The 26,200-nt window shown below is 59.5% G+C and carries 27 protein-coding genes; 18 read left to right on the top strand and 9 right to left on the bottom strand.

Going from position 1 to position 26,200, the window contains the following annotated elements:
- Positions 1-72: 72 nt before the first annotated feature.
- The 3 genes from KGA96_RS11400 to phnX all read left to right on the top strand — a co-directional run bounded on the left by KGA96_RS11400 (position 73) and on the right by phnX (position 3,209).
- On the top strand, positions 73-1,368 hold the full coding sequence (locus tag KGA96_RS11400; RefSeq protein ID WP_046037367.1) for an MFS transporter: 1,296 nt from the start codon (positions 73-75) through the stop codon (positions 1,366-1,368).
- Between the two features lie 54 nt (positions 1,369-1,422).
- Entirely contained in the window at positions 1,423-2,295 is an 873-nt protein-coding gene (locus KGA96_RS11395) for a LysR substrate-binding domain-containing protein (RefSeq protein ID WP_046037368.1), read from the top strand.
- 86 nt (positions 2,296-2,381) lie between these two features.
- Entirely contained in the window at positions 2,382-3,209 is an 828-nt protein-coding gene (gene phnX / locus KGA96_RS11390; protein ID WP_223512857.1) for a phosphonoacetaldehyde hydrolase, read from the top strand.
- A gap of 41 nt (positions 3,210-3,250) precedes the next feature.
- Here phnX and KGA96_RS11385 read toward each other — a convergent pair whose 3' ends face one another.
- Positions 3,251-4,024 (bottom strand): AraC family transcriptional regulator, encoded by a 774-nt coding sequence (locus KGA96_RS11385; protein ID WP_223467354.1) that lies wholly within the window; start codon positions 4,022-4,024, stop codon positions 3,251-3,253.
- Positions 4,025-4,158: 134 nt separating this feature from the next.
- On the opposite strand from KGA96_RS11385, the gene KGA96_RS11380 reads away from it, so the two are divergent.
- Both KGA96_RS11380 and KGA96_RS11375 read left to right on the top strand, forming a co-directional pair.
- Positions 4,159-5,379 carry an MFS transporter gene (locus KGA96_RS11380; protein ID WP_046037369.1) on the top strand — a complete coding sequence of 407 codons (1,221 nt, stop codon included), beginning with the start codon at positions 4,159-4,161 and terminating at the stop codon, positions 5,377-5,379.
- 171 nt (positions 5,380-5,550) lie between these two features.
- Positions 5,551-6,375, top strand: coding sequence for a response regulator transcription factor (locus KGA96_RS11375; protein WP_223512854.1), 825 nt, complete (start codon positions 5,551-5,553; stop codon positions 6,373-6,375).
- A gap of 140 nt (positions 6,376-6,515) precedes the next feature.
- Here KGA96_RS11375 and KGA96_RS11370 read toward each other — a convergent pair whose 3' ends face one another.
- Positions 6,516-6,875: a DUF6124 family protein gene (locus KGA96_RS11370; protein WP_046037373.1), complete on the bottom strand. Its 360-nt coding sequence runs from the start codon at positions 6,873-6,875 to the stop codon at positions 6,516-6,518.
- A 508-nt stretch (positions 6,876-7,383) separates the two neighbouring features.
- Here KGA96_RS11370 and KGA96_RS11365 point away from each other — a divergent pair.
- The 8 genes from KGA96_RS11365 to ahr all read left to right on the top strand — a co-directional run bounded on the left by KGA96_RS11365 (position 7,384) and on the right by ahr (position 15,652).
- Entirely contained in the window at positions 7,384-7,602 is a 219-nt protein-coding gene (locus KGA96_RS11365) for an MbcA/ParS/Xre antitoxin family protein (protein WP_223467356.1), read from the top strand.
- Between the two features lie 133 nt (positions 7,603-7,735).
- Positions 7,736-8,851, top strand: a complete 1,116-nt coding sequence (locus tag KGA96_RS11360; RefSeq protein ID WP_223512851.1) for an ABC transporter ATP-binding protein — start codon at positions 7,736-7,738, stop codon at positions 8,849-8,851.
- 39 nt (positions 8,852-8,890) lie between these two features.
- Entirely contained in the window at positions 8,891-10,033 is a 1,143-nt protein-coding gene (locus KGA96_RS11355; RefSeq protein ID WP_223512849.1) for a PotD/PotF family extracellular solute-binding protein, read from the top strand.
- 31 nt (positions 10,034-10,064) lie between these two features.
- Complete coding sequence (locus KGA96_RS11350) at positions 10,065-10,982, top strand: ABC transporter permease (RefSeq protein ID WP_223512846.1); 918 nt, start codon at positions 10,065-10,067, stop codon at positions 10,980-10,982.
- A gap of 1 nt (position 10,983) precedes the next feature.
- On the top strand, positions 10,984-11,811 hold the full coding sequence (locus KGA96_RS11345; RefSeq protein WP_046037380.1) for an ABC transporter permease: 828 nt from the start codon (positions 10,984-10,986) through the stop codon (positions 11,809-11,811).
- Positions 11,804-13,276: an aldehyde dehydrogenase family protein gene (locus tag KGA96_RS11340; protein WP_223512843.1), complete on the top strand. Its 1,473-nt coding sequence runs from the start codon at positions 11,804-11,806 to the stop codon at positions 13,274-13,276. The genes KGA96_RS11345 and KGA96_RS11340 overlap by 8 nt, the downstream gene beginning before the upstream one ends.
- A 449-nt stretch (positions 13,277-13,725) precedes the next feature.
- Positions 13,726-14,493, top strand: coding sequence for a metallophosphoesterase (locus KGA96_RS11335; RefSeq protein ID WP_223467362.1), 768 nt, complete (start codon positions 13,726-13,728; stop codon positions 14,491-14,493).
- A gap of 127 nt (positions 14,494-14,620) precedes the next feature.
- Positions 14,621-15,652: an NADPH-dependent aldehyde reductase Ahr gene (gene ahr, locus KGA96_RS11330; protein WP_046037386.1), complete on the top strand. Its 1,032-nt coding sequence runs from the start codon at positions 14,621-14,623 to the stop codon at positions 15,650-15,652.
- A 54-nt stretch (positions 15,653-15,706) separates the two neighbouring features.
- Here ahr and KGA96_RS11325 read toward each other — a convergent pair whose 3' ends face one another.
- From KGA96_RS11325 to KGA96_RS11305, 5 genes are all read right to left on the bottom strand, one after another.
- On the bottom strand, positions 15,707-17,257 hold the full coding sequence (locus KGA96_RS11325) for an ArnT family glycosyltransferase (RefSeq protein WP_223512840.1): 1,551 nt from the start codon (positions 17,255-17,257) through the stop codon (positions 15,707-15,709).
- Between the two features lie 3 nt (positions 17,258-17,260).
- A complete protein-coding gene (locus KGA96_RS11320) occupies positions 17,261-17,539 on the bottom strand; it encodes a lipid-A-disaccharide synthase N-terminal domain-containing protein (protein ID WP_008001918.1) in 279 nt (92 codons plus the stop codon).
- A complete protein-coding gene (locus KGA96_RS11315) occupies positions 17,536-18,276 on the bottom strand; it encodes a glycosyltransferase family 2 protein (protein ID WP_046037390.1) in 741 nt (246 codons plus the stop codon). The genes KGA96_RS11320 and KGA96_RS11315 overlap by 4 nt, the downstream gene beginning before the upstream one ends.
- Before the next feature lie 47 nt (positions 18,277-18,323).
- On the bottom strand, positions 18,324-19,301 hold the full coding sequence (locus KGA96_RS11310) for an NAD-dependent epimerase (RefSeq protein WP_223512838.1): 978 nt from the start codon (positions 19,299-19,301) through the stop codon (positions 18,324-18,326).
- Positions 19,302-19,500: 199 nt separating this feature from the next.
- Positions 19,501-20,121, bottom strand: coding sequence for a cell wall hydrolase (locus KGA96_RS11305; protein ID WP_046037392.1), 621 nt, complete (start codon positions 20,119-20,121; stop codon positions 19,501-19,503).
- 142 nt (positions 20,122-20,263) lie between these two features.
- Here KGA96_RS11305 and KGA96_RS11300 point away from each other — a divergent pair, with 142 nt between their 5' ends.
- The 5 genes from KGA96_RS11300 to KGA96_RS11280 all read left to right on the top strand — a co-directional run bounded on the left by KGA96_RS11300 (position 20,264) and on the right by KGA96_RS11280 (position 24,929).
- On the top strand, positions 20,264-21,115 hold the full coding sequence (locus KGA96_RS11300) for a CAP domain-containing protein (protein ID WP_046037393.1): 852 nt from the start codon (positions 20,264-20,266) through the stop codon (positions 21,113-21,115).
- 218 nt (positions 21,116-21,333) lie between these two features.
- Complete coding sequence (gene proS / locus KGA96_RS11295; protein ID WP_223512829.1) at positions 21,334-22,824, top strand: proline--tRNA ligase; 1,491 nt, start codon at positions 21,334-21,336, stop codon at positions 22,822-22,824.
- 255 nt (positions 22,825-23,079) lie between these two features.
- Positions 23,080-23,568: an Hcp family type VI secretion system effector gene (locus KGA96_RS11290; RefSeq protein WP_046037395.1), complete on the top strand. Its 489-nt coding sequence runs from the start codon at positions 23,080-23,082 to the stop codon at positions 23,566-23,568.
- A gap of 9 nt (positions 23,569-23,577) precedes the next feature.
- Entirely contained in the window at positions 23,578-24,552 is a 975-nt protein-coding gene (locus tag KGA96_RS11285; protein ID WP_046037396.1) for a hypothetical protein, read from the top strand.
- Positions 24,549-24,929 carry a hypothetical protein gene (locus tag KGA96_RS11280; protein ID WP_046037398.1) on the top strand — a complete coding sequence of 127 codons (381 nt, stop codon included), beginning with the start codon at positions 24,549-24,551 and terminating at the stop codon, positions 24,927-24,929. Before KGA96_RS11285 ends, KGA96_RS11280 begins: the two co-directional genes overlap by 4 nt.
- 106 nt (positions 24,930-25,035) lie before the next feature.
- Here the strand turns inward: KGA96_RS11280 and KGA96_RS11275 are convergent, their stop codons facing one another.
- Both KGA96_RS11275 and cydB read right to left on the bottom strand, forming a co-directional pair.
- Positions 25,036-25,191, bottom strand: coding sequence for a DUF2474 domain-containing protein (locus tag KGA96_RS11275; protein ID WP_223512827.1), 156 nt, complete (start codon positions 25,189-25,191; stop codon positions 25,036-25,038).
- Entirely contained in the window at positions 25,178-26,194 is a 1,017-nt protein-coding gene (cydB, locus tag KGA96_RS11270) for a cytochrome d ubiquinol oxidase subunit II (RefSeq protein WP_046037400.1), read from the bottom strand. Before cydB ends, KGA96_RS11275 begins: the two co-directional genes overlap by 14 nt.
- Between the last annotated feature and the right edge of the window lie 6 nt (positions 26,195-26,200).

Raw genomic sequence — 26,200 nt, 5'->3', positions numbered from 1 at the left:
CCTGCCGCACCTGAAAAAGAGTGCACCCTGCGATGCAACTCGCAGGGAACGAACAAGAATAAGGAAAAGATCATGAATCGTGCCCAAACCATGCCAGGTCTCGCCGTACACACCGCATCGTTTCGCGTCGCCCAGTGGCGCATGCTGCTGGCAGCCATGTTTTGCTATCTGTTTTTCTATACCGGGCGACAAACGTTCGGTTTCGCCATTCCCGGTATCCAGGCCGAGTTCGGCTTTACCAAAGAGCACCTTGGCTGGGCATCGGCCGCCATGCTCTGGGCCTACGCCATTGGCCAGGCCATCAACGGCAACCTCGCCGACAAATTCGGTGGCCGACGCATCATGACCATGGGCGCCGTGCTGTCCTGCGGCGCCAACTGGGTGACCAGTTTCGCCAGCGGTTTTGCCGGGCTGATCCTGCCCTGGGGCATCAATGGCTACTTCCAGGCATTGGGCTGGGCACCGGGCAGTCGGCTGATCTCCAACTGGTGGAGCGCGGGCGAACGCGGCAAGGTCTACGGCTTCTATGTGTTCGCGGCCGGCTGCGCGTCGGTGCTTTCCTACGTGACTTCGATCGTCGTGCTGGAAGTGATGCATCTGGAGTGGCGCTGGATCTTCCGCCTGCCGGTATTGCTCATGCTGGCGGGCGGCATCATCTTCTATCTGGTGGCCCGCGAGCGTCCGCAAGACCTGGGTTTCGAACCGCCTGCCGACACCGGTGTGGCCAACGCCGAGGACAAAAGCCATGAAGTGGCCCATGGCGAAGTCGAAACTTCCGCGCAGCGTTACAAGGCGGTTCTGAAAAACGTTCGCCTGATCATCGCCGCCGTGTCCCTGGGGTTCCAGAACGCCGCCCGCTACGGTTTGATCGTCTGGGTGCCGGTGCACTTCCTGGGTGCCAACTGGAAGACCGGCGACAGCATGATCGATCCGAAATGGATCACCGTGGCCCTTCCGGTCGGCATGGCCATCGGCGCGCTGAGCAACGGCTGGATCTCGGACAAGCTGTTCGGCTCCAAACGCTACCTGGCGATCATGCTCTACATGTTCCTCGGCGCGGCGACCAGTTTGTGGATGTGGACCCTTGCCCCCCACAGCGCAACCGGCCTTGTGGCGTTGTTCCTCTGCGGTTTCTTCGTGTACGGCCCCGCTTCCAGCTTCTGGGCGCTGTGCCCGGACCTGGTGGGCGCCAAGCGCGCCGGCACCGCGACCGGGGTGATGAACTTCTCGTCCTACCTGTTCGCTGGCCTGGCGGAACCGCTGATCGGCAGTATGCTCGACAGTACCGGCAACACCTCACTGATCTTCATCGTGGTCACCGCTGCCTGTCTCTGCAGCGCGTCGGTGGCGCTGTTCATCAGGCGTTGATGGCCCGGCTGGACAGATTGAATCAATGGCAGCGGCTCAGGAACAGGATCGTCTATGTACCAGTACCACAAGTGGCTACGTTCATTTCATGCGGTGGCCAAGACCGGCAGCTTCACCCTCGCCGCCGAGTATTTGAGCGTCGGCCAGCCCACGGTCAGTGAGCAGGTCAATGCCCTGGAGAAGAAGTTTTCCGTGGAACTGTTCCATCGCCGCGGCCGCTTTATCGAAATGAGTGCCGCCGGGCACCAGCTCTATGCGATTACCCAGGGCCTGTTCGGCCAGGAGGATGAAGCCGTGCAATTGCTGCAAAGTTTCAAGCAACGCAAGACCGGCATGCTGCGCCTGGGCGCGGTGTCCCCACCCATTGCGATGAACCTGACCTACGAACTGATGCAAAGGCACCCGGACATCGAGCTGGAAACCTCGTTCTCCCCGGAAAAAGAGACCCTGGATCGCCTGTTCAACTTCGATATCGATGTGGCGATCCTGGCCCTGTCCGAATTCGACCAGCGTTTTGACACGCAGCTTTACCGGCGCTACCCGATCATTGCCGTGGTGCGTGACGACCATCCCTGGGCCCGGCAGAAAGAAGTACATGTCGAGCAGATCAGCGAGGAGAAATGGGTGCTGCGGGAAAAAAGCTCCCGTACTCGTCAACTGGTGGAGGAAAGCTGCAAGCGCCTGGGCGTTGAGCTGAATTGCGTCATGCAGTTGAACAGCCGCGAGGCCATCGTGCATGCCATCGCCAAGGGCATCGGCATCGGTTTCGTCTCGGCGGTCGAGTACGCCGAAACCCCTGGCACCAAACCGATCACCTTCGTCAACCACCCGTTTTCCATCGACTACCACCTGTGCTGCCTGGGCATTCGCCGAAACCGGCCAATGATCGCGGAGCTGTTCGACTCGAGCCCAACGCCGGCCATCTGATTTCGCCTCACCCTTGAGCAATCCATAGGCCTACTTCCTGGCAACAGGAGGGACGGCCTGCCCACAACAAAAAATGGAGAAATACCATGAACTACCAACAACCGACCCAACTGCAAGCCGTGGTCCTGGACTGGGCCGGCACCGTCGTCGATTTCGGTTCCTTCGCCCCCACGCAGATTTTCGTCGAGGCCTTCGCCGAGTTCGGCGTCGCCGTTTCTCTGGAAGAAGCGCGGGGCCCGATGGGCATGGGCAAGTGGGATCACATCCGTACCCTGTGCAATCAACCGCAGATCGCCGAACGCTACCGTGCAGTGTTTGATCGCCTGCCGAGCGATGACGATGTCACCGCACTGTACGAACGGTTCATGCCGCTGCAGATCGAGAAAATCGCCCTGCACTCGGCCCTGATTCCCGGCGCACTGAACACCATCGATGCCTTGCGCGACAAGGGTCTGAAAATCGGTTCCTGCTCCGGTTACCCGGCCGTCGTCATGGAAAAAGTGGTCGAGCTGGCGCGGCACAATGGCTACGTCGCGGACCATGTGGTGGCCACCGACGAGGTACCGAACGGCCGCCCCTACCCGGCCCAGGCCTTGGCCAACGTGATTGCCCTGGGGATCAGCGACGTCGCCGCCTGCGTCAAGGTCGACGACACCTGGCCCGGCATTCTCGAAGGCCGTGCCGCCGGGATGTGGACGGTGGCGCTGACCTGTTCCGGCAATGCCCTGGGCTTGACCTACGAGCAATACAAGGCCCTGCCCTCCGACAGGCTGGACAGTGAGCGGGCCCGTATCGTCAAGATGTTCGAAGGCTCGCGCCCGCACTACCTGATCGACACCATCGTCGATCTGCCGGCGGTCATCGAAGACATCAATGCGCGACTGGCGCGAGGTGAAACGCCGCAAGGATCCTGACCTGATTCAGGCGTCAAGCGGCCGTCCCACGGGCGGCCGCCTCACTTGAAAAAATCACTCGGCGTCTTGCCGAACTGTTTCTTGAACATCGTCGTGAACGCACTCGGGCTGTCGTACCCCAGCTCCCCGGCGATGTCGATGATCTTCTCCCCGACGGCTATTCGTTCCAGTGCCAGCAGCAATCGTGCTTGCTGGCGCCATTGGCCGAAGGTCATGCCGGTTTCCTTGCGGAACCTGCGCTGGATGGTTTTGGCGTCGAGGCTCAAGCGGGCGCTCCAGTCCGACAGTGTCGAGCCATCCCCCGGATCACGTTGCAACGCGGTGCAAATCAGGTTGATACGTTGATCGGCGGGCTGCGGCAGGTTCAACGGCAAGGTCGGCAGGATCGTCAGTTCGTCCAGAATCAGCAGCAGCACCCGGGCTTCCCGCGAGTCCGGCTCACAGGCAAAGTCGAAATCGACCGAGACCTTGATCAGCTCACTCAGCAACGCGGAAACACTCACTGCCCGGGTTTCGGCGGGCAGGTCCAGGCTCGGGTCAGGGCGCACGAAAACGCTGCGCATCTTGATCGCCCCCACACAGCGAATCGAGTGTACTTCTCCACTGGGCATCCAGATGCCACGGCTCGGCGGCACCGTCCATTGGCTGGTGGCGGTGTGCACCACCATTACGCCTTCGATGGCATAGATCAGTTGATGCTTTTCATGGGAGTGCGGCGCGATGAACCAGTTTTCCGGGTAGTCGGTCGCACTGCTGCGTACGCTCCAGCCGCCCTGGTCGATTTCCGCAAGAAATGCCTGCAATGGTTTGATCATGACGCCCTTTTTGCGATGGTCCATGCCCGAGTTGCGCGAGACGGGCGCCTTTGAGGCCCCTAGGATAACGCCGAACCCTGAAATTGGCTGCGCCTTGCGTTCGCAGTTCGCGTTATTTATCCGGAAGATCGCCCATGTCGACCACCACCCTCAGTTCACCCTCACCCACCGCTTCGGTGGCCAGCCAGGCCAGCCCTCTGGTCATGCGCGTCATCGGCGCCTGCGCGCTGGCGCACCTGATCAACGACCTGATCCAGGCCGTGCTGCCGTCGATCTACCCGATGCTCAAGGCCAGTTATGGCCTGAGCTTCACCCAGGTCGGGCTGATCACCCTGACCTTCCAGCTCACGGCTTCATTGCTGCAACCGTGGATCGGTTTCTACACCGACCGTCATCCCAAACCGTGGCTGTTACCGGCCGGCATGGTCTGCACCCTCATCGGTATTCTGATGCTGTCGATGGTCGGCAGCTTCCCGGCGATTCTCGTGGCCTCGGCACTGGTGGGCGTCGGTTCGTCGACCTTTCACCCGGAGACCTCGCGGGTGGCGCGGCTGGCCTCGGGCGGTCGCTACGGCCTGGCGCAGTCGACCTTTCAGGTCGGTGGCAATGCAGGTAGTGCCTTCGGCCCTTTGCTGGCCGCCGCGATCATCATTCCCTATGGCCAGGGCAACGTCGCCTGGTTCGGCCTGTTCGCGGTGTTCGCCATCCTCGTGCAATACGGCCTGAGCCGCTGGTACCGCAATCACCTGAACCTGTTCAAGCTCAAGCAAGGCAGCAAGGCCACCCACGGCCTGTCGAAACGGCGGGTGACCTTCGCCCTGGTGGTGCTGGCGTTGCTGGTGTTCTCCAAATACTTCTACATGGCCAGCTTCACCAGTTACTTCACCTTCTACCTGATCGAGAAGTTCGACCTGTCGGTGGCCAGTTCGCAGCTGTACCTGTTCCTGTTTCTTGGCGCCGTCGCGGCGGGCACGTTCTTTGGCGGTCCGATCGGCGACCGGATCGGCCGCAAGCAGGTGATCTGGTTCTCGATCCTCGGCGCCGCACCCTTCACCCTCGCCCTGCCCTACGTCGACCTGTTCTGGACAGGCGTGCTGAGCATGATCATCGGCTTCATCCTCGCCTCGGCGTTCTCGGCCATCGTGGTCTTCGCCCAGGAACTGGTGCCCGGTAACGTCGGCATGATCGCCGGGGTGTTCTTCGGGTTGATGTTCGGTTTCGGCGGGATTGGTGCCGCGCTGCTGGGGCACCTGGCGGATATCCATGGCATCGAATACGTGTACACCTTGTGCTCGTACCTGCCGCTGCTGGGAGTTTTGACGATCCTGTTGCCTTCGACCCGGAGTGCTCGCTGAAGGACTCAGCCGATAACTTTTGCTACCAGCCTTGTAGCACTCGGTAACACCCGGCCCTGTTGCGGTGCGTCTTGTTGGCGACGCACCGCCACCCCGCCCGCTCCACACGGGCAAAACCGCCATGGCGTACTTTGTGCATCCAATGGCCATCCTCTTCTGCCTGTAGCCGCCATGCGCCCCAAGGAACTGAAACTCTGGACCACCGGTGTCGCCCACCTGCTCGACCTGCCTGCCGGGCATGGGCGGCTGTCGGGGTTGAGCCATTGGCTTCGGCAAATCTGCCCGGTCGATCATTTCGTGTTGTTTGTCTACGAAGGCAATCACCGGCCACTGGCGTTGTTCGATACGTTCTCGGCGGACAAGCGGGCGGTGTATGTCGATGACTATCAGTGCGGGCCTTACCTGCTCGACCCGTTCTACCTGGCGTGCACACGCGGGCAGGCGCCGGGGCTGTGGCGTCTGCGCCAGTTCGCCCCCGACCACTTCTACCTCGGCGAGTACTTCCTGACCTATTACCAGCAGACCGGACTGGCCGAGGAAGTGGCGTTCTTCGTCGACCTCGGCGGTGGTGCCATGGCGGTGTTGTCGTTGATGCGATCGAGCGCCAGCTGTGCGTTCAGCCGGGATGAAATGCAATTGGTCGAGTGCGCGCAAGCGGTGGTCGAGCAGGTCATCAATGAGGCCTGGCGTTTGCGTCAGGCTCAGGAGCCGCGACCGGCGAAGGACCTGGACTTCAAGATCCGCGAAGCCTTCGACCATTTCGGCGCGCACATCCTCACCGGCCGCGAGCAGGAAATCGTTCAACTGTTACTGCGCGGCCACTCCAGCGCCTCGGTGGCCGAACAACTGAACATCAGCCCCGGCACGGTGAAGATTCACCGCAAGAACATCTACGCCAAGCTGGGGATTGGGAGCCAGTCGGAGTTGCTGGGGTTGTTTATTCGGGAGTTGACGGAAGATCCGTTGCAGGCTTCCGGCCTCAAGCTGCAAGCCTGAGGCCTGTCGGTATACGCAAATCCCTGTGGGAGCGGACTTGCCCGCGATAGCGGCAACCCATTCAACATTGATGTGTCTGACATACCGCCATCGCGGGCAAGCCCGCTCCCACAGGTCTACTGGTGATCTGAAGATTGTGGTCAGGGCGGATCAAGCTGATCCAGCGCCCGGTTCACCGCCAGTTCACCCAGCATGATCACCTGCGCAATCCCCAACAGCGCATTGCGGCTCGTCCCCTCCAGATGATCCACCAGATCGTTGGCCATGACATTGGCCGACGCCAGCGACTCACACGCGTGCACCAGCAAGGTTTCGGCACTGAGTTCGGGATTGACGATGAACATCGTGCCGGGTTTGCGCGGGGTGGCCATGATTGCAGGGCCGGGGTTTAGGTAATGATCGAGGGCGCGCTCGGCGGCTTCGTGGAGCTTGTTTGAATCGAGGCTTTCGTACGGGGATGCGGGATCGGTTTCCGGCGGGTTGGGTGTGACTTTGAACATAGTGAAACTCCTTACATCGTAAAAGGAGCCATCACTCTCACGCTACCAAACGAAGGGTGGTGGCCATACGCAGGTTGGTAGACCGGGATGCAAGGAGACCGGCGCGCCCAAAGGCGCCCTGTGCATGGCCACCATAAAGCAGAGTAAAAAAACGCTGCAGATGATGACGCTTTGCACCTCACATAGCCGGGCTACCAAACCCGATCACTGTTGTTATTCAGCGACCGACAAACGATAAAACCCAGCCCCAAGGCGCACAAGCCGGCGGATTCTGGCGTACCTGTAGGCAACGACGCAAGGCGTTGTAGCTTTCATGAAGTAACGCTTACAGCTATTAAACACGCATGTTTAAACCATGCTGAATGACTGGATTCAATCGACCTGCCAGCGTTGAAATCTTTCTATAGATTCAGGAAATATCCCACGCGCTTTTAGGGTTGGCCGTCGGAAGTGCGAGGTTTAATTTGGCAGCTCCAGGCAAATACAAGAGATGGCGAAGGAGACTAAATTGGCACCTCTAAACCAGCAAAAAAATACAGTCCGGTATGTAAAAATCCTGAAATACGCCATCAATGTGCTTGGCAATCAGCGGTTGGCTAAGGACTGGCTAAAGAGACCTTGCAAGGGTCTGGAAGGCAACATCCCGCTGGAACTGATCCGCAACTCGCATGGCTTCCAGAAGGTTGAGAATTATCTGGCCCGGATTGAACACGGGGTTTATCAATGATCGTTACGCCATACGTCTACTGAAAAACTTTCTCCACCCCCTCCTATCCCCCAAGGGATATATACACCGCAAAACCCCGATTGCTAGTTTGGCCCCCGACGCACTGATTCATCACTGCAAGGGAGCCCGTCTCGTGAACAACACCCCGCCAAGCGATATCGAATTCTGCAATGTGGTCAAACGCTATGGCGAGGTGCAGGCCGTTAGCGGTCTGGATTTCGCGGTGCGGCGTGGCTCGTTTCATTCCTTTCTCGGCGGTTCGGGCTGTGGCAAGACCACCACCCTGCGCATGATCGCCGGCTTCGAGCAGCCCACCAGCGGCGAGGTTCGTCTGGCCGGCAAGAGCGTTGCCGGTGTGCCGGCCTTCGAGCGGCCGGTGAACATGGTGTTCCAGCATTACGCGTTGTTCCCGCATCTGACCGTGGCGCAGAACATTGCCTACGGCCTGCGTTATCGCAATCCACGCCCGGACAAAAAACAGCAACTGCGCATGGCCGATGAGGCGCTGGAGATGGTGCGCCTGAGCGGCTTTGGCCAACGCAAGCCGAGTGAATTGTCCGGCGGCCAGCAACAGCGTGTCGCCCTCGCCCGCGCCTTGGTCAACAAGCCGACCGTGTTGCTGCTCGACGAACCGCTGGCGGCGCTGGACCGCAAGCTGCGCAAGGAGATGCAGTCGGAACTGCTGCGTTTGCAACGGGAGGTCGGTATCACCTTCGTACTGGTCACCCATGACCAGGAAGAAGCCCTGTCGATGAGCGACAGCATCAGCGTGATGCACAACGGTTCGATCATCCAGACCGCCACCCCGGAACAACTCTACGAAGCCCCGGCCAGCCGTTACGTGGCTGACTTTATCGGCGAGTCCAACCTGTTCGACGGCACCGTGCGCCAGCTCACCGGCAACTCGGTGGTGCTGCGTACCGAGCAAGGGCTGGAGCTGACCAGCCCGCTGACACCGACCGGCAAAGGCCTGAGTGCCAACGCCGCTGGTTGCATTGCGGTGCGGCCGGAGCTGATCAGCATCGCCAGCGCCAACGCCGAGATGACCCGGGAAGTGAAGCTGCAAGGCTGCGTCGAGGACCGCATCTACCTGGGCAATTCCACCGAGTACCGCGTGCGCACCCAGGCCTTCGGCGTGGTCTGCGTGCGGGTGCCGCGCCAGCAGGATCACGGCGCCAATGCATTCGAACACGGCGCGCCAGTGCGCGTCGGCTGGGATCACGCCAATGGCCTGGCCATGGCGTTGTAAATCATCGATTCGTTTCATCAACCGGATGTGGAGCGTGCTATGGACCAGAAGACTTTTATAAAAACCCTGCGCAGCTGGCAGAACGGCTCGATCAGCCGCCGCGAGTTCCTTGGCCGCACGGGCCTTGGGATCGCTGCCGCCGTGGTCGCGACCAACATGCCCGGCCTGCTGACCTCCTCCGCCGAGGCCGCCGAACAGGCCAAGCTGGGTGATCGCCTGTCGCTGGCGACCTGGCCCAACTACCACAGCCAGGAAAACCTCGACACCTTCGGCAAGACCACCGGCGCCCGGGTGTCGATGAGCGTGTTCGGTTCCAACGAAGAAATGCTCGCCAAATTGCAGGCCGGCGGCAGTGGCTGGGACGTGCTGGTGCCGACCAACTACACCATCAGCACCTACGTCGGCCTGGAGCTGATCGAGCCGCTGGACCTGTCGCGCATCCCCAACTTCGATGCCTCGGCGTTCCAGCAGAAGTTCATGGCCCAGGGCACAGTGGACGGCAAGGTCTACGCGGTGCCGAAAAACTGGGGCACCACCGGCATGCTCTACGACGCCGGCAAGCTGAAGAACGGCCCCGCCAGCTGGAAGGAATTCTGGGCCGCCGCCCAAGGCCCGGCCAGCGGCCGCACGATGGTTCACGACTACCAGTTGACCGCCATCGGCAACGCGCTGAAAAGCTTCGGCTACAGCTTCAACTCCCTGGACCCGAAAGAACTGGCCGACGCGGAAAAGCTGCTGATCGAGGTCAAGCCGCACCTGTTCGCGATCAACTCCGACATCCAACCGTCGATGCGCAGCGGCGATGCCTGGCTGGCGATGTCCTGGACCGGCGACGCCTCGCAACTGCACCGCGACAACGCGCAAATGCAGTTCGAACTGGGCAAGGAAGGTGGCGAACTGTGGAGCGACTTCTTCGCGATTCCCAAAAGCTCAGAGCACAAGGACGCCGCCTACGCCTTCATCAACTACCTGCTCGACCCGCAGCACAACAAGCTGGAAGTGCTGAGCCACGGCTACCCGAGCGGCGACAAGCGTGTCGACGCGCTGCTGCCGGTGGCGATGCTCGACGATCCGATCATGTACCCCGCCGCCGAGGCCCTGAGCCCGCTGGAGTTCGGTGTCGCCGCGACGCTGACCAGCCCGGCGCGCGCCGAACTGATGGCGCGTTTCAAGTCCGCCTGATCGCTTGACCATGGCCAATGAGGAGTCACCCATGAATGCCGCCGCCCACCCGCAAACGGTGCAGCCGGGCCATGCCCTGTCGGTCGAGGTTCGCCAACGGCGCAGCCTCGGCCGGCGCATCACCCTGCTGATGCTCTTGCCTTCGACCCTGTGGTTCCTGCTGCTGTTGTTGATGCCGCTGGTGATCATCCTGGTCTTCAGTTTCGGCGAGCGCAGCGCCGTGGGCGGGTACGCCGGTGGCTTCACCCTGGCCAACTACCTGAACCTCGGTTCTCGCGGAGCGGCGTTCAGCAATACGCTGATGCTGGCGCCGCTGGGCACCCTGGTGTGCCTGATGGCGGCTTATCCATTGGCGTACTTCCTTGCGGTCAAGGTCACGAGGAACCGCTCGCTGTTGCTGACCCTGGTGATCGTGCCGTTCTGGACCAGTTTCCTGATTCGCACCTACGCCTGGATCTTCATCCTCAGCGGCAAGGGTATTCCGGCGCTGCTGGCCAGCCTCGGTCTTGAAGATGTGCGGCTGATCAACACGCCGTGGGCGGTGCTGATCGGCATTGTCTACGGCTACCTGCCGCTGATGGTGTTCCCGATCTACGTCAGCCTGGAAAAACTCGACAAGCGCCTGCTCGAAGCCTCGGCGGACCTGGGCGCCAGTGCCTTCGAAAGCTTTCGCCGGATCACCCTGCCACTGTCCGCGCCGGGGATCATCACCGGGGTGATGCTGGTGTTCATCCTGTTGATGGGCGAGTTCCTGATCCCGGCCATTCTCGGCGGCGGCAAGGTGTTCTTTGTCGGCAACGCGCTGGTCGACCTGTTCCTGCAATCGCGCAACTGGCCGTTCGGCAGTGCGCTGGCCATGACGTTGGTGGCGATGATGCTGCTGATCATCGGCGTGTACTTGAAACTGGTGGCGCGCTACGGCGGCCGCCCTGCCGACGGAGGCCTGTGACATGTGGCTGCGCAGCTATTCAACCTCGCTGTACCTGTTTCTCTACGCGCCGATTGCCTTGATCGTGCTGTTCAGCTTCAACGCCGGGCGCAGTGGCCTTACGTTCCAGTGCTGCTCGGTGCAGTGGTTCGGCACCGCGTTCGGTAACCCGTTCATCATGGAAGCCCTGGGCAACAGCGCGCTGATCGCTTTCAGTTCGGCAGTGATTGCCACGCTGTTCGGCACCCTGGCGGTGTTCGGCTTGCAGCGCTGCGGCGCCAAAGTGCGCCTGCTGTTCGATGCCCTGACCTATTGCGCGATCATCGTGCCGGGCATCGTCATCGGCATCTCGACGCTGATTGCGTTCATCAGCCTGTTCGACCTGATCAACCCGCTGCTGGCGAGTTGGTTGCCGACAGTGCCGAAGTTGAACATGGGCTTCTTTACGGTTATCGCCGCGCATTCGTTGTTCACCATGGCCCTGGTGATGGTGATCGTGCGCAGCCGTGTCGACTCGCTGGACAAGGCCTTGCTCGAAGCCTCGGCGGACCTGTACGCGCCACCGATGGACACCTTCTGGCGGGTAACCCTGCCGCAGATCAGCCCGGCAATCATGGCCGGGTTCCTGCTGGCGTTCACCTTCAGCTTCGACGATTTCATCATCGCGTTCTTCGTCGCCGGTTCCGAAACGACGCTGCCAATCTACATCTTTTCCTCCATCCGCCGCGGCGTGACGCCAGAGATCAACGCGATTTCCACGGTGATCATCTGCGTGTCGCTGGCCCTGCTGTTCACTTCCCGCCATCTGCAAAACCGCCGTACCGGCGTCCAGGAGTCGCACCATGCGTGATCAGCTCTACATCAACGGCGAATGGGTCAGCCCGGACCTGGGCGGCTATCTGGACGTGATCGACCCTGCCACCGAGCAAGTCTTCCACCGGGTCGCGGCAGGCACTGAAGAGGATGTCGACCATGCCGTGCGTGCGGCCCGTCGCGCCTTCGACAATGGCTGGGGCCAGACCAGCGGCGCCGAGCGCGGGCAATGGCTGGAGGCGCTGGCCGATGAACTGGAAAGTGGCCAGCAGGCGCTGGCGGAACTGGAAGTGCGCGACAACGGCAAACCCTTGCCCGAAGCGCAGTGGGACATTGGCGATGCGATTGGTTGCTTCCGTTACTACGCCGGTTTGGCCCGTGAACTGGACCAGCAACAGGATCAGCCTCTGGCCTTGCCGGACGCGCGTTTCCGCTGCCGCATCCGCCACGAACCGATTGGCGTGGCCGGGCAGATCATCCCCTGGAACTACCCGCTGCTGATGGCCGCGTGGAAGGTCGCGCCAGCCTTGGCCGCCGGGGCCACGGTGGTGTTGAAACCGTCCGAATTGACGCCGCTGACCGCCCTGGAACTGGCGGCCGCCGCGGATCGTATCGGTTTGCCCGCCGGGGTGTTGAACCTGGTCACCGGCCTCGGCGCCGACGCCGGCAGCCCCCTCACCGAACACCCGGGCGTGGACAAACTGGCCTTCACCGGCAGCGTGCCCACCGGCGCAAAAATCATGTCGGCGGCGGCACGGGACATCAAGAACATCAGCCTGGAACTGGGCGGCAAGTCTGCGTTCATCGTGTTCGACGACGCCGATGTCGAAGCCGCCGTGGAGTGGATTCTATTCGGGATCTTCTGGAACCAGGGCCAGGTGTGCAGCGCCACGTCACGCCTGCTGGTGCAGGAAAGCATCGCCCCGCGCCTGATCGAACGGCTGGTGGAGGAAACCCGCAAGATCAGCATTGGCCCGGGCATGCAGCCCGGCGTGCTGCTCGGGCCGCTGGTCAGCCAGGGCCAGTACGACAAGGTGCTCAGTTTCATCGACCAGGGCCTGGCCAGCGGTGCCCGTTTGCTCACCGGCGGACGGCGACCGGCGCATCTGGCCGAGGGTTATTTCGTCGAACCGGCGATCTTCGACGAGCCGGGGCACAGCAGCATTCTGTGGCGCGAAGAAGTGTTCGGCCCGGTGCTGTGCATCAAGCGTTTCAAGACCGAAGAGCAAGCGGTGCAAATGGCCAACGCCAGCCGCTTTGGCCTCGCCGCCGCCGTGATGAGCGCCGACTTGCAGCGCACCGCCCGGGTCGCCAACCAGCTGCGCGCCGGCATCGTCTGGGTCAACTGCTCGCAACCGACCTTCGTCGAAGCACCCTGGGGCGGGATGAAACACAGCGGCATTGGCCGGGAGCTGGGGCAATGGGGGTTGCACAATTATCTTGAGGTCAAGCAGGTGACCGAGTACGTCAGCGACCAGCCGTGGGGGTGGTATTTGAAGTAAACAGGTCAACCTCATCGCGAGCAGGCCGGCCGCCTCGCTTTTGCTTTTGCTTTTGCTTTTGCGGTGTACGCCCCCTCGTGAGGCCGAGCGCAGGTTCTGCGCAGTGGGCAACCCGGCATGGATGCCGGGTTAGCCGCCCCCGGCCATGGATGGCCGATGGCGGCGGGCCCACGGAGCAGGACCGGAGCGAGGGCATGCCGAGCCACAGCGAGGCACCGAACGTCAGGGGCAAAGCGTTTTGGTTACTTTGGCGCTCTTCCAAAGTGACCCGCTGTAAGAGCGGAACCAATAACCGCCGTTACCGAAGAAACGGATATGTACCGGCTGTGAGCACCGCATCGGCGTACACCCGTTCCCACATTTGTTTTGCTGACCAGCAGGCTTGTGGCAACGGGTTATCAACGCGTAACTTGAATGACTTGCCCTTCAACACACGCCGGAGTTGATCCATGCGCATCGCCTTGCTGTCCGACATGCACCTGTCCGTCAACGCGATCCCCTTTCCCGCCGTGGATGCCGATATTGTCGTGCTCGCCGGGGACATCGCCCGGCCGCCCAAGGCCATCGAGTGGGCCAGAGCCTGCCCGGTTCCGTTGTTGTACGTGGCGGGTAATCACGAGTTTTATGGCAGTGACCTGGTCTCCACCTACGAGCAATTGAACAGCCTGGCGCAAGGCACGCAGATCCACATTCTGGAACGTTCGGAGTACGTCCACGACGGCGTGCGCTTTCTCGGTTGCACCTTGTGGTCTGACTATCGCCTGCTCGACAGCCCGGATGATCGGGCGCTGGGCATCGATCTGGCGACCCAGCTGATCCGTGACTTCAGCCACATCAAAATCGCCCCCGATTTCCCTGACCTGTTCACGCCGGCCATTTCCCAGCTGGTGTTTCTGCAGACGGTCGCCTGGCTGCAAGACTGCTTCACCCGCGACAGCAGCACGCCTACGGTGGTGGTCTCCCATTTCGCCCCGACGCGGTCGAGCATCAGCCCGACCTTTGCCGGTTCGCCAATCAACTCAAGTTTTGTCTCGGACCTCGAAGCGCGGATCAAAGACTGGCAGCCGGCACTGTGGCTGCATGGCCACACCCATGGCAGCTTTGATTATCGGGTGGGCAACACCCGCGTGGTCTGCAACCCACGGGGCTATGCCAAGAATGGCATCAATGAAAATCCTGATTTCGATGATGCCTTCGTGATCGATCTGCAGATCTGAGGTAACACCGAAACCAACAGTCTCCAGGCGCGCACCCAATGGAACGCCCATGACCCGCTACACTTTCCTCGCTCCGCCGCTGCACCAAAGCGGCCAAGACCCCTGACTTCTGATCTGGAGGTATCCCATGAGCGACAGCAGCGAACTCACCACCTTTACCGGCTGGGCCGCCACCGCAGCGGGCGCACCACTGGAACCCTTTAGCTACGATCCCGGCCCGTTGGGAAGCGATGAGGTGGAAGTCGCCGTGGAATATTGCGGCGTCTGCCACTCCGACCAGTCGCTGATCGACAACGACTGGGGCATCAGCCACTACCCGTTCATTCCCGGCCACGAGGTGGTCGGCCGTATCGTGCGGTTGGGCGACCAGGTTCGCGGCCTGGAAATGGGGCAACGGGTGGGCATCGGTTGGTACAAGGGCAGCTGCATGCATTGCACATCGTGCATCGAAGGCTCGCATAACCTGTGTCGCACCGTGCAACCGACCATCATCGGCAGCAACGGAGGTTTTGCCGACCGCATTCGTTCGCACTGGGCCTGGGCCCTGCCGATCCCGACCGGGCTCGATCCGGCGATGGCCGGGCCGTTGTTCTGTGCCGGTTCGACCGTGTTCAACCCGCTGGTGGAATTCGGCATCAAGCCCACCGACCGGGTCGGCGTGGTGGGTATCGGCGGCCTCGGTCACCTGGCGCTACGCTTCCTCAACGCCTGGGGCTGCGAAGTCACGGCGTTCACCTCATCGCTGAGCAAGCAGGACGAAGCCAAGCGCCTGGGCGCGCACAAGGTGGTCGCCTCGACCGATACCGATGCGCTCAATGCCATTGCCGGCACCCTGGACTTTCTCCTGGTCACCGCCAACGCCAACCTCGACTGGACCGCCATGCTCGCCACCCTGCGCGGCAAGGGTCGCCTGCACTTTGTCGGCGTCGTGCCCGATGCCATACCGGTGCACGTATTCAACCTGATTCCCCAGCAAAAAGTCTTGTCCGCCTCGCCGGTCGGCTCACCGGCCAACACCGCGATGATGCTGGAGTTCTGCGCCCGCCATCAGATCCTGCCGCAGGTCGAGATGTTTCCCATGAGCCGGATCAATGAAGCCATCGATCATTTGCGCAGCGGCAAGGCACGCTACCGCGTGGTGCTGGATGCCAGTCAGTGACAGGCGACGAACGAAGAGAAAGGGCCGCTTGTTCAAGCGGCCCTTTTTTTGCCCTCAGGGATTAGCCACCTGCGCCGGCGGTGCTGGCATATGCGGGTCATTCCAGGTGAACCGATAGGCTTTGCCGGCCTCTTGCGGCAGGCATTTGCCGTTGTCGGCATCCGCGCCCACGATCGACCAGTTCGCCCGGGAGTTTTCCCCCAGTTCACGGGCCGTTTCGGGTTTGAAGCACTGGTTCAGTACGTCATCCGGCACCAAAGCGTAGGCCTTGGGGTGTTCGCGCAGATACTGCGCAGCCTTCTCGATGGAGGAGTAATCCATGCCGAAATGCACGATCGGTTGACGGGCAAACAACCAGTGCCCTTCCTCCCAACTGACCAGCACCAGATCGGCGCCTTGGGTCATGGTCGCAGCCTGCGCCATGAGCACCTGATCAATGTTGGTGCCTTCCTTGAGCGGTTCGATGAAACCACGGGCGAACCACAGCGCGAACCAGGTCGCTACCAGTGCCGGGAACACCCGGCGCAAACGCGGGTGGCGTTTGAACCAGCGCTTGAGCAGCCACGGGATCAACGGCGCGGCGACCAGCACCAGACCAGGCAGCGCCGGGTAGATGTACAACTTGCGCTTGCCCGTGCTGATGCAGAAAAACAGCACCACCAGCACCACCCAACCGAGCAAGACCAACACCCGGCCATCTCGTTTTTGCAACTGCCGGCGCCAGGCCGGCACCAGCCATGGCAGCACCAGCACCAACGGCAGCCAGTACTGCGGAATCACGTTGGTGAAGAAATACCAGAACGGTTCGCGGTGATGCCACGCAGCGGCATAGCGGCCTGCGGTCTGGTGCAGGAGGATCTCCCGCGCATAAGCCACTTCGTCGGCGCTGCCATTGACGATGATGGACAAGGCCAGGGGCAACAGCCAGATCGCGATGGCGCCAAGCATCAGCGCAAACCCGAGCAACCACTTGCGCGCCTCGCCGGGCATGGCCACCACGCCGGGCCAGCCTTTGCGCACCGCATAGGCGTAAGGAATCAGCAACAGCGCCGGCAGGAAACCCACGCCTTTGGTGATCACGCCAATGCCCATGGCCGCACAACCCGCGTAAAACCAGCGCCACGCAGGTCCCAGCAGCAGGTGCCGCGCCAGACCGTACAGGCCCAGGGAGGTGAACAGAATCAAAAGGCTGTCGATCTGCCCGGTGCGCAAAATGCTGTAGGTCTGGTAGGTCGCCAGGTACAACAACGCGGCGTTGCGCCCGGTACGCTGGGTCCACAGGCGACGGCCCAGGTCATAGACCATCGCCGTGACCGTCACCGCCGAAAACAGCCCCGGGATATACAGGGCGATGTTGGGCTTGCCGGTCAACCAGGTGAAGAACGCCACCGTCCACATGAAAATCGGCGGCTTGTCGCCATAGATTTCGGCGGCCCGGTGCGGGATCAGCCACGAGCCGTTCTGCAGCATCTCCAGTGCGACGCCGAGGAAACGCTCTTCGTCCACATTCTGTGCCTGGCGCAGGCCCATGCCCGCGCCGATCAGCAACAGGGCAAGCAGCATCAGGCCCAGGCACTCGACCCTGGGCGACAACGATCTACGCATTACTTATTCCTTTACGCTTCTGCTTTTGGCAATCAATTGCAGGTTGCGGAAATAGACGATGGAGCCAAAGGCCTGCCCGGCGATGAACACCGGGTCCTGGCGGTAGATGGCGTAGGCAAGCAACAAGGTGCTGCCGACGATGCTCAGGTACCAGAAGTTGGTCGGGATCACGCTGCGTTTCTTGTACTCGCTGTACAACCACTGCAAGACAAACCGCCCGGTAAAGGCAACCTGCCCGGCAAAGCCGACCAGCAGCCACAGGGTTTCACGAGACAACATCATCCTTCGAGCTCCTGGGCGTGAGTATTCAGGCGCGTGCGCTTGATCAGCCACCAGACACCGATCAAATCGAGAATGCCGACCAGCGCGCGGTCGATGTTGCCGTATTTCGAGACCCCGGCCGTGCGCGGCCGGTGGTTGACCGGGTGCACGATCATGCGCCCGTTATGGCGCTGGATCAGCGCCGGAATGTAGCGATGCATGTGGTCGAAGTACGGCAGGCGCAAGAACGCCGCGCGCTCGATCAACTTCAGGCCGCAACCGGTGTCCGGGGTGGCGTCCTTGAGCAGGCGCCGGCGCAGGTTGTTGGCGAACCGCGAGGCGTAGCGTTTGCTCGCGGTGTCGCGGCGATTGACCCGGTGCCCGGCGACCAGTTGCACATCGACCTTGCCCGGTTCGCCGCGCACCAGCGCCAGCATGCCGGGAATGTCCGCCGGGTCGTTCTGGCCGTCGCCATCGAGGGTCGCCAGCCACTGCCCGCGAGCCTCACGGGCCGCGTGGTACAGCGAGGTGCTCTGCCCCAGCGATCGCTCGTGATGCAGGATACGCAAGGTGTTCAAGCCGTTTTGGCGAATCTGCCGCAGTTCCTGCAGGGTCGAATCAGTGCTGCCATCGTCGACCACGATGATTTCGTACGATTCAGCGGCCAATGCGACGCGGATTTCCTCAAGCAACGGCTTGAGGTTGTTCGCTTCGTTTTTGGCGGGAATCAGTACGGATACAAAAATGTCTTGGCTCATGGGTCTCTCTCGCCCTTTTTGATTTTTCGAGATCAGAGGCGAACGCTTCAAATCTGATAGAACTGCCGATACCACTTCACAAATTCTCTTACACCAGTTTCGAGCGTCACCTGCGGGCTGAAGCCCACCCACTCGGCCAGTGCCGAGACATCGGCCCAGGTCTTGACCACGTCACCGGCCTGCATCGGCAGATAATTGCGCCTGGCTTGCAGATCCAGGGCTGATTCCAGGCACTCGACGAAATCCAGCAACGCCACCGGCATGCCACGCCCGATGTTGAAGAGCCTGTTTACACCGGCGGCGGAGCCTTCCGGCACCGGTGGCTTTGGGCGTAGTCGTGCGATACCTTCGACAATGTCGTCGACGTAGGTAAAGTCGCGGGACATCTGCCCCTGGTTGTAAATATCGATGGGCCGGTCTTTGAGGATGGCGTCGGTGAACTTGAACAGCGCCATGTCCGGGCGGCCCCACGGACCGTAGACGGTAAAAAAGCGCAGGCCACTGGCTTTCAAGCCATACAAATGGCAATAACTTTCGGCCAGCAGTTCATTGGAGCGCTTGGTGGCGGCGTACAACGAAACGGGATGTTCGACAGGATCCTCGACACTGAACGGCATCTTGCTGTTGGTACCGTACACCGAGCTGCTCGAGGCGTAGATCAGGTGCTCGGGGCGATGGTGTCGACAGGCTTCGAGCACATTGAGGAAACCCACCAGGTTCGATTGCCCATAGACATCCGGGTTGTCCAGCGAGTAACGCACCCCGGCCTGAGCAGCCAGGTGCACCACCTCGGTAAAAGCGTGTTCTCGAAACAGGCTCATCAGGGCCGGTTTATCGACGATGTCCATTTTCCGGAAGCGAAAACCCGGCAAAGTCTCCAGCACCTTGAGGCGTGCCTGCTTGAGTTCCACGTCGTAGTAGTCGTTGAGGTTGTCGATACCGACGACCTCCTGCCCCTCGCGGCACAAGCGCTGGACCGTATGAAAACCGATGAAACCGGCCGCACCGGTGACCAGGACGGTCATAGAGCGTACGCCAGCGAATGCGCCGTGATCGGCGCGAGATTACTGATCCAGACCCTCGTCAGCTTCATGTGTAGTTCCTGCTTATCGCGTCATTCGCGCACGGTTTCGTTATGAAGCTTATAAAACAGAAACATTTCAGTTTCGATAACACCTCGCACAACCACAGCAAAAAAAAAATATTTGGCCGAAAAAGCCGCTATTACCTGGCCGATCCGTCATGAGGTTTGTAAAAACGGAACAAGCCGATATCCACGGTCCTGATGTATTCCCTGGCCCAATCCGGCTTGACGGTACGATCATGGAAATAAAGGGCACCCTGGGTGCGGTCCGGCAGTTCCTTGTTCAGGGCCTTGCGCGCGATTTCCTTGGCCATCGCGTAAGGCACCTCTTCCTGGACCGAATCGGATTTGCCGTCGCACCACCAGGAAAACTGGCAACTCCTGGTCTCCGAACCCTGCTTGACCACTTTGCACACCGTGTCCGGAAAGCCTTCGTGGCCCAGGCGATTCATGACCACATTGGCCACCGCTTCCATGTCAGCGGCGTCCTTGCCCTTGGCTTCCCAGTAAATGGACCGGGCCAGGCACGTGATCGCATCGTCCAGCGGCGCGGCACCCGCCGGGTCGACGGCCTGGACTTCGGACGGGGTAATGGCTTCGGCCTTGGGCGCCGCTGCGGGGCTTTTATTCTCGGCGGCTTTCTGTTCCAGCACCTCGGCCTTGTTCTCGGCCGCTTGCTGCTTTTGCGCTTGATCCGTAGCGGACACCGGGCCGGCAAGCAACGTGAGAGCGAGGCAGGTGGCGATCCAGTCGAGGCGCATGGTCGGTGTCACTCGGTGAGTGGTTCGATTCAGTCTAGTAGTGAAATGATTTCGCCCACCCCACTACACTCTGGATAAATCCGTTGTCTTAGATCGGCCAACTTCGCGCATCATGGGCGCAATCTGCTCAAGGGGGATTTTCATGGGTTTCATTTCATCCGCAATGCGTTTGGTCGGTGTGTCACTGGGCCTGGTATTCGCCGCCAACGCCTTGGCGGCCGACGAAGCGCAATTGATCGAATCGATCAACGTCTACCGCAGCCAACTGCAGCGCTGCGCCGGCCAGGTTTCATCGGAGCTTCCGCCGCTGTCGGCCGACCCACGCCTGGTGCTGACCGCCTCGAGCATCGGTAATCTGCAGCAGGCCATGGCCACTGCGGGTTATCCCATGAAGAATGTGCAAGCCATCAGCCTGTCCGGGCCTCGCGATGCCGCCTCGGCGATGAAGGCGATCCAGGAGAGTTTTTGCCAGATCGTCCTCGACCCGCAATTCGTCGATGTCGGCGTCAGCCGCCAGGACAATCAGTGGCGCATCGTCGTGGCGCGGCCACTGCTGAGTTCACACTTGGGCGACTGGCAGACCGAGGGCCAGAAGCTGCTCATCGAACTCAACGCCGCACGGGCCAAGCCGCGTCAATGCGGCACCCAGTCTTTCAATGCGACCGCGCCGCTGGCCTGGAACGCCACGCTGGCCACCGCCGCCGAAGGCAACTCGCGCTCCATGGCCAACAACAACTACTTCGATCACAAGGACCGCGATGGCCGCACCCCGGGCGACCGCGCAGAACTGGCCGGCTACAACTTCCAGCAGATCGGCGAAAACATCGCCGCCGGGCAGGACAGCGTCCGCAAGGTGGTCGAAGGCTGGCTGGTCAGCCCTGGCCACTGCGCCAACCTGATGAACCCGCAGTTCCGCGAACTGGGCGCGGCGTATGCGACCGATCCGAAGAGCGATGCGGGGATTTACTGGACGGCGATGTTTGGGGCTCAGTGAGTGCCATAGCCCCCGAAGCGATTGCATTGGGGGCTATTTGTGGTCGACGAACACGTCGAAGAGCGGAGTAACTTTACAAAAAGAAAGATCCTTCTGAAGGAAATTTCTGAAATATGAAAAACCACACATGAAGTCTTGAAATTTCAAAGCTCAATAAATATACCTACCCCTTACGACACCATTTCGAATAACAATTTCGACTTCAAAGCAAGGGTCCTATGAAAAACGCAATATCACCTACAAGAAATGAAAACTTTTCTGACTGGTATCAACAAGTGATTACCCAGTCGGAAATGGCTGAGAACTCTCCAGTTCGAGGTTGCATGGTTATCCGTCCTTGGGGGTATGGCATATGGGAGCAAATTCAACGAGAACTTGATAAGAAAATCAAAGACACAGGACATTCAAACGCATATTTTCCACTTTTGATTCCATTATCCTTTCTTCAAAAAGAAGCCGAGCATGTTGAAGGCTTTGCCAAAGAGTGCGCAGTTGTAACTCATCACCGCCTCGAAAAATCAACGGATGGAGCGCTTACTCCCGCTGGAACACTAGAAGAACCGTTGATCATCAGGCCCACCAGTGAAACGGTCATCGGTGCATCCTTTTCACGATGGGTACAAAGCTATCGGGATCTGCCTTTGCTTATCAATCAATGGGCGAACGTACTGCGCTGGGAAATGCGTCCCCGGATTTTCCTGCGCTCATCGGAGTTCCTATGGCAGGAAGGTCACACCGTTCACGCAACTCATGATGAGGCCTTGGTCGAAACGCTAAAGATGTTGGATATCTATGAGCGCTTTACTACCGAGCACCTGGCCATACCAGTAATCAAGGGCGAAAAGTGCTCTTGGGAACGTTTTCCGGGCGCCGTCAGCACCTACACCATTGAAGCGATGATGCAAGACGGCAAGGCCCTGCAAGCAGGTACTTCTCATTTTTTAGGCCAGAACTTCGCACAGAGTTCAGACATCCGCTTCGTGAACAAAGAAGGGATAAAAGAACTGGCATGGACCACGTCTTGGGGAGTATCCACGCGACTGATCGGCGCGATGATCATGGCCCATGGTGACGATGATGGACTAGTACTCCCGCCCCTCGTGGCACCGACGCAGGTCGTCATTATCCCGATCGTGCGCAACGAACAGAATGCAGATGCCATTCATGACTACTGCAAAAAACTGCAAAAGCAAATTTGTCGGAAAAAACTGAAAGGGCAAAACCTTCGGGCCAGTGTTGATTGGCGGGACATGAACAGTGGCGAAAAAAAGTGGTACCACATCAAGCGTGGCGTCCCTGTCCGGATCGAGATTGGCATAAAGGAACTGGAGCAAAATGTGGTGTCCTATTCCTGTCGAAACAACTGCAAAAACCTTCTGAAACTTGACACTGAAAATTTCGTTAATAACATCTCGAAAACACTGACCACCCTTCAAAAAGACATGTTAGAGGCGGCACAAAAGAAATTGTCCGACAACACCACAACGATCACTACTCTGGACGAATTCAAAAAGCGCTTCAAACAGAACACAAAACTTAGCGCCTTTGTTCTCGCCCCCTTCAGCGAAGACAATAAAGTTGAACAAGCCATCGGAGAGCTTGGAGTAACCGTTCGCTGTATTCCGCTAAAACAACCTGGAATCTTCGCGACCTGTTTATTCACCGGCCGAAAAACGAACATGTGGGCACTTTATGCAAAGTCATATTGATCCCTGGCCACCTACAGCCCCGCTATTGCGGAGTTTTCAAATTGTACGGTATCGGGCGTGAACTCGAGGAGGGCGATGATGAGCAGTGCTTTATCGGCCCTCAGGAAAAGAACGTACCTGGACCGGATCATCTGATGCGGTTAGTAGGTTTGATCCCTACTTCCCACCCTGCGGAACCGTCACAAAAAATAGCTGTCATATCCGCTCATCGTCAGATTTTTCATCTGTACGACTGACTACCAAGGAGAGGTACACATGGCTTTTGACGGTTATATTCAGATCGCTGAGATTCCTGGTGAAGCGCTGGATGAGAAATACAGCAAGTGGATTGAAATCATCGGCTATAACTTCGGCGTCAATCAAAGCACCTCCGCAACCGCCAGCTCATCAGGCGGCGCGTCATCCGGTCGCACTACCTTGACCAATTTCACCTTCACAAAATACCTGGACAGCGCCAGTTGCAAACTGATGGAAGCCAGTTGTGCAGGCCAGCATCTCAAAGAAGTGAAGCTCGTGCTCTGCCGGGCAGGCACAGACAAAATCAAGTATTACGAAGTTGTGCTGGAAGAAGTCATCATCGCTGACTACGCCCAAAGTGCGAGCTCCGGGGTGCCCATTGAAATAGTACAGCTCAACTACGGCCGCATAAAAACCACGTACATTCAGCAGAAACGCAGCGATGGCGCAGCTGGCGGCAACGTGACCGGAGGATGGGACCGAATCGGCAATAAGAAATATTCGTGAGGCAAGGACATGGCCGAAGCTCGATCGTTCATCAATTCCAGAACACAGACTTTTGACTCCCTTAAAGCGAATACTGCGCTTTCTGGAAACTCAAAGGCCAAGTTCAATATCCTCAACGCCCATATCGCAGGCAGCATTGTCCTCGCGGGTGAGCTTGTCATCGTTGGCGACTCCTCCACCCCATCCTGTACCAGCCAGGAAGCCTACCTGATGGCCAAAGCCAGCGAGGTGCACACTGCTTTACTGGCCAACGGCGCGGGGGCTGACGACTTTTTCCTGGAAAATTTCGAACTCCTGCAACAAATGATCTCCTTTACATCTATGGGGATTGGCGCCACGAGTGATGGCTGGAGCAAACATCTCGAATCCGTTAAAGCTACGCTTCAGGACATTGAAAAGCTTTATCGGGAACATGCGGGCTCTGGCACGATGACAAACCGTGACGCCTTCTATACAAAAAGAACAACGCTATTCATGAAGCTTGAGAAGCAGCTTGGCAACATAGCGTCATTCGGATCAGGTCTGCGCAATGAAGGCTCAATCAAAAGACTTCTCGGTCTTTCAACGAACAGCTATATACATAACGGAGAAATCGCGGGTTACGCTGACAAGGTGTCTGGTGTCGCAAACGCGGCCAAATGGATCAAAAGAGGAACCTATATTGGTACTGCGCTTGAAGTAGGCTCTACCGGGCTGTCGATTCATAAAGCTTGTACGGTGGGCCGCGAAGAACAGTGCAGGAAAGCAAAGTATGTTGAAGGAAGCTCGTTAGTGGGCAGTTTGGGTGGAGCGAGTGCTGGCGGGTATCTCGGTGGCATTGCGGTCACTGGCGGTTGCGTATTGGTATTAGGCATTACAACAGGCCCTGGTGCGCTGGTCTGTGGTGTGGTTGGAGGTGCCGCTGGTGGATGGGCAGGAGGGGAAACAGGAAAATGGGCCGGTGAGCAATTTGGCGAGTTTCTTTACGGCGAGGTGACAAAATGACAAGCATCCCAATAGGTTTGATTGCCGGATTGATACTGGTGCCGATGATACTGACTTGTTTCGCTGTCGCCTTCATCGCACACAAATACGTTGACGCAATCGAAGAACGTCTACCCAATTGCTCTTTTGTAAAAACCACCAAAGACGCATTTTCGGCTGGCGGCCTGGTCGGCAAGGTCATGCGCGGTGGCGCTATTGCCATGGTATTGATGATGCCCGCGCTCAGCGCTCGAAGGGGCGTTATTGATGCCAGCGAAGTGAAAGGCCTTCCAAGGCACTACAAGAACCTTTTGATAATTCCGGTGATTATTTTGTTCGTTTTGTTTTTTTCCCTGATCGCACTCAGGGTTTCAGCCTACTTCATAGAGAGCCATTGAAAAAGACTAAAGAATCAAGTCCGTTTTGGAGAAAATCACACCGCTTATCCAACAAAGAACCCGAAGCCCTGTCATGGGCTCCGGGTTTCATTTTTCGCAGTGAGCCTCAGTGGCTACTCATCCCGGCCGCATGCATCAACATCCGCAATGCCCCCGCCGCCACACCCAAGGCAACCACGCTGCCCAGCCAGATTACCACCAGCCATCCCAGGCGCTTGCACCAGCGCGCGGGTGCCGTTTGATTCGTATCAATGGTAGCCATCGCCAATCCTCACTTTGCCGCGGAACACGTAGTAGCTCCAGACCGTGTACATCAGAATGATCGGCAGAATGAACAGCGCCCCGATCAGGATGAACAACTGGCTGGTCGGCGGTGACGCCGCTGCCCACAGGCTGATCGACGGCGGCACGATGTTCGGCCAGATGCTGAATGCCAGGCCGATGTAGCCCAGGAACACCAGCATCAGGGTGAAGGCGAACGGCCAATGGGTGTGGCGTTGGCGCAGGGTCTTGAGCAAGCCGAACATCGCCAGCAAGGCCAGTATCGCCAGGCCACCGAACACCGCCAGGTGCGCATGGGCGAACCAGCGGGTGGCGATTTCCGGATGCAGGATCGGCGTCCACACGCAGATCACGCCGATTACCGCCAACAGCAGCCAGGCCAGGGGCCGGGTGAACAGGCGCATGCGCGATTCGAGCATGCCTTCGGTCTTGACCAGCAACCAGGTGCTGCCGAGCAGCGCATAAGCGACGATCAGACCGACTCCGCAGAACAACGGAAACGGTGCCAGCCAGTCCAGCGAACCACCGGCGAACTGGCGGTCGACCACCGGGATGCCGGCAATGTAAGTACCAATCACCACGCCCTGGGAGAAGGTCGCCAGCAGCGAACCGCCGATGAACGCCATGTCCCAGACATGCCGCTTTTCAGGGCTGGCCTTGAAACGGAACTCGAACGCCACACCGCGGAAGATCAAGCCGCACAACATCAGGATCAGCGGCAGGTACAACGCCTCCAGAATCACCGAATAGGCCAGCGGGAATGCGCCATACAACGCCGCGCCGCCCAGTACCAGCCAGGTCTCGTTACCGTCCCAGACCGGTGCCACGGTGTTCATCATCACATCGCGCTCCTTCGCATCCGGGATCAGCGGAAACAGAATGCCCAACCCCAGGTCGAAGCCGTCCATGATCACGTACATCATCACGCCGAAGGCGATGATCACGCCCCAGATCAGCGATAAATCGATACCTTGAATACCCATGACTCA

It is taken from the genome of Pseudomonas sp. GL-R-26 (assembly GCF_019947365.1).
Lineage (GTDB): Bacteria > Pseudomonadota > Gammaproteobacteria > Pseudomonadales > Pseudomonadaceae > Aquipseudomonas.
Note: the sequence above shows the minus strand (reverse complement) of the source record. Positions and strands in the feature narration are given on the sequence as shown.

What these genes read in the sequence shown, in the direction of transcription:
- KGA96_RS11290 (WP_046037395.1), top strand. Translation starts at nt 23,080, where the DNA reads ATGGCTTTTGACGGTTATATTCAGATCGCTGAGATTCCTGGTGAAGCG.
- phnX (WP_223512857.1), top strand. Translation starts at nt 2,382, where the DNA reads ATGAACTACCAACAACCGACCCAACTGCAAGCCGTGGTCCTGGACTGG.
- KGA96_RS11285 (WP_046037396.1), top strand. Translation starts at nt 23,578, where the DNA reads ATGGCCGAAGCTCGATCGTTCATCAATTCCAGAACACAGACTTTTGAC.
- KGA96_RS11345 (WP_046037380.1), top strand. Translation starts at nt 10,984, where the DNA reads ATGTGGCTGCGCAGCTATTCAACCTCGCTGTACCTGTTTCTCTACGCG.
- KGA96_RS11375 (WP_223512854.1), top strand. Translation starts at nt 5,551, where the DNA reads ATGCGCCCCAAGGAACTGAAACTCTGGACCACCGGTGTCGCCCACCTG.
- KGA96_RS11395 (WP_046037368.1), top strand. Translation starts at nt 1,423, where the DNA reads ATGTACCAGTACCACAAGTGGCTACGTTCATTTCATGCGGTGGCCAAG.
- ahr (WP_046037386.1), top strand. Translation starts at nt 14,621, where the DNA reads ATGAGCGACAGCAGCGAACTCACCACCTTTACCGGCTGGGCCGCCACC.
- KGA96_RS11325 (WP_223512840.1), bottom strand. Translation starts at nt 17,257, where the DNA reads ATGCGTAGATCGTTGTCGCCCAGGGTCGAGTGCCTGGGCCTGATGCTG.
- cydB (WP_046037400.1), bottom strand. Translation starts at nt 26,194, where the DNA reads ATGGGTATTCAAGGTATCGATTTATCGCTGATCTGGGGCGTGATCATC.
- KGA96_RS11310 (WP_223512838.1), bottom strand. Translation starts at nt 19,301, where the DNA reads ATGACCGTCCTGGTCACCGGTGCGGCCGGTTTCATCGGTTTTCATACG.
- KGA96_RS11355 (WP_223512849.1), top strand. Translation starts at nt 8,891, where the DNA reads ATGGACCAGAAGACTTTTATAAAAACCCTGCGCAGCTGGCAGAACGGC.
- KGA96_RS11350 (WP_223512846.1), top strand. Translation starts at nt 10,065, where the DNA reads ATGAATGCCGCCGCCCACCCGCAAACGGTGCAGCCGGGCCATGCCCTG.
- proS (WP_223512829.1), top strand. Translation starts at nt 21,334, where the DNA reads ATGAAAAACGCAATATCACCTACAAGAAATGAAAACTTTTCTGACTGG.
- KGA96_RS11385 (WP_223467354.1), bottom strand. Translation starts at nt 4,024, where the DNA reads ATGATCAAACCATTGCAGGCATTTCTTGCGGAAATCGACCAGGGCGGC.
- KGA96_RS11300 (WP_046037393.1), top strand. Translation starts at nt 20,264, where the DNA reads ATGGGTTTCATTTCATCCGCAATGCGTTTGGTCGGTGTGTCACTGGGC.
- KGA96_RS11340 (WP_223512843.1), top strand. Translation starts at nt 11,804, where the DNA reads ATGCGTGATCAGCTCTACATCAACGGCGAATGGGTCAGCCCGGACCTG.
- KGA96_RS11320 (WP_008001918.1), bottom strand. Translation starts at nt 17,539, where the DNA reads ATGATGTTGTCTCGTGAAACCCTGTGGCTGCTGGTCGGCTTTGCCGGG.
- KGA96_RS11370 (WP_046037373.1), bottom strand. Translation starts at nt 6,875, where the DNA reads ATGTTCAAAGTCACACCCAACCCGCCGGAAACCGATCCCGCATCCCCG.
- KGA96_RS11280 (WP_046037398.1), top strand. Translation starts at nt 24,549, where the DNA reads ATGACAAGCATCCCAATAGGTTTGATTGCCGGATTGATACTGGTGCCG.
- KGA96_RS11305 (WP_046037392.1), bottom strand. Translation starts at nt 20,121, where the DNA reads ATGCGCCTCGACTGGATCGCCACCTGCCTCGCTCTCACGTTGCTTGCC.
- KGA96_RS11400 (WP_046037367.1), top strand. Translation starts at nt 73, where the DNA reads ATGAATCGTGCCCAAACCATGCCAGGTCTCGCCGTACACACCGCATCG.
- KGA96_RS11275 (WP_223512827.1), bottom strand. Translation starts at nt 25,191, where the DNA reads ATGGCTACCATTGATACGAATCAAACGGCACCCGCGCGCTGGTGCAAG.
- KGA96_RS11335 (WP_223467362.1), top strand. Translation starts at nt 13,726, where the DNA reads ATGCGCATCGCCTTGCTGTCCGACATGCACCTGTCCGTCAACGCGATC.
- KGA96_RS11380 (WP_046037369.1), top strand. Translation starts at nt 4,159, where the DNA reads ATGTCGACCACCACCCTCAGTTCACCCTCACCCACCGCTTCGGTGGCC.
- KGA96_RS11315 (WP_046037390.1), bottom strand. Translation starts at nt 18,276, where the DNA reads ATGAGCCAAGACATTTTTGTATCCGTACTGATTCCCGCCAAAAACGAA.